General features: G+C 72.5%; 1 protein-coding gene. It reads left to right on the top strand.

Translation table 11 applies throughout. The features are described from left to right. Positions 1-334: 334 nt before the first annotated feature. Complete coding sequence (locus OO63_RS41040; RefSeq protein WP_051811816.1) at positions 335-1,483, top strand: helix-turn-helix domain-containing protein; 1,149 nt, start codon at positions 335-337, stop codon at positions 1,481-1,483. The last annotated feature ends 90 nt before the right edge of the window (positions 1,484-1,573 follow it).

Genomic DNA, 1,573 nt, shown 5'->3' with positions numbered 1-1,573 from the left:
GGTGGGGAAACGACGCGTCAGCGGAACACACTTGCCGCCAGGCGGCCCGCGCCGGTGCGCCCTTCACGTCCGGCCGCCGGTCAGGGGGCCGTGGAGTGCCCTGCGCAGCGCGAGCAGACGTACAAGGGCGGTGGTGAACTCGCGTGCGAAGGGCTGCTGTTCGGGGTGACGCGACGGGTGCCGGTGTCCTGGTTGCTGGGTCGTTCGGTGGCGGGGACGGATCCCCGACGTGCTGCCCTGCCGATGCTCGGCTCTCTGTGAGCGGCGCGGAAGTTGACTGGTGCTGACTACGCTGGTGGTCAACGGTCGACCCCTCGCGCCGGGAGCGTGCCCCGTGACCGACTTCGCCATCCGCGCCCGCGAGGCCCTCGCGGCCCAGGGGTTGAGCATGCGCGGCGCGGCACGGGCGTTGCCGTACGACATCGCCTACCTGTCCCGCGTCCTGAACGGGAAGCAGGCGCCTTCGGCGAGGTTGGCGGTGGCGCTTGATGAACTGTTGGGGGCGAGCGGGGAGTTGGCGGCGCTGCTGGCTGCGCCGGGCGAGCCCGTGCCTTGGCTCGCCGATCGCGAGAGCGGCGTTGAGGGCGACATCGCGCATGTGCGGACCAGTGTCGCGCATCTCCTGGAGCACGATCACCGGTACGGCGGCGATCAGGTGGCGCCCGCCGCGGTCCAGGTGTGGCGTACGGCGCAGCGGGGCCTGGACAGCGGTACGGTGCCCGACCGGTTGCGGCGCGAGTACGCCGCCGCCGTCGCGGAGGCTGCCCAGGTCGCCGGGTGGCTCCTGTTCGTGGCCGACCGGCAGGAGTCCGCGCGGACCGCTTTCCTTGAGGCGTACGCGCTCGCTTGCCAGGCCGGGGACCGGCCGATGCAGTGGTTCGTCCAGGACATGATCGCCATGCAGGGCGTACAGAGCGGTGGCCGTCTCGGCGAGGCGCTGCGCATCGCCGATGCCTTTCTCTCCGGGCTCCGGGTGCCACCGCGTGTGACGCTGCTGGCCCACCTTCGCCGCGCTCGGGCACTCGCCCACGCGGGCGACGGGGCTCGTGCTCTGAGCGAGATGAAGGCGTCCTGGGCCATCCTCGACGACTCGATCGGCCCTCGGGACCCGGCCTGGACGTGGTGGCTCAACGAGTGCGAGTTGTCCGGCCACGAGGGCGAGGTCCACCTGGCGTTGGGTGACCCGGCCAGGGCGTTGCCCCGCCTGCGGCGGGCGCGGGAACTGGCCGAGGCCTTTCGGCCGGCCGGGAGCGGGGCGTTCTACTACGGCGTGGCCGAACTGGTCGCATGCGCCCGGGCGGGTGCCTGGCGCGACTGCGAAGGTGCTCTGTTGTCCGTTCGGCCCTTGCTGGAGACGGTGAGTTCGGGGCGCAGTCACAACCGGCTGCGGCGGGTGCTGGACGGAGTCGCGCGTGACGATCGGGCACCGGCATGGTTGACGGATCTGGTGCGCGACTCGGACTGGTCCGCAGCTGGGCGCTGACCCGGACTGGCGCCGACGCCTAGAGGCTGAGGCCGGGCGTGCGTGCGGGTGCCGGTCGCGGTGGCTACCGCGTGGTGGGGGCGGGTGGGT

Origin of the sequence: Streptomyces alboflavus (assembly GCF_000716675.1) — a bacterium.
GTDB classification, from domain to species: Bacteria; Actinomycetota; Actinomycetes; order Streptomycetales; family Streptomycetaceae; genus Streptomyces; species Streptomyces alboflavus.
The sequence above is the reverse complement of the archived record's forward strand: the minus strand, read 5'-3'. Positions and strand labels throughout refer to the sequence as shown.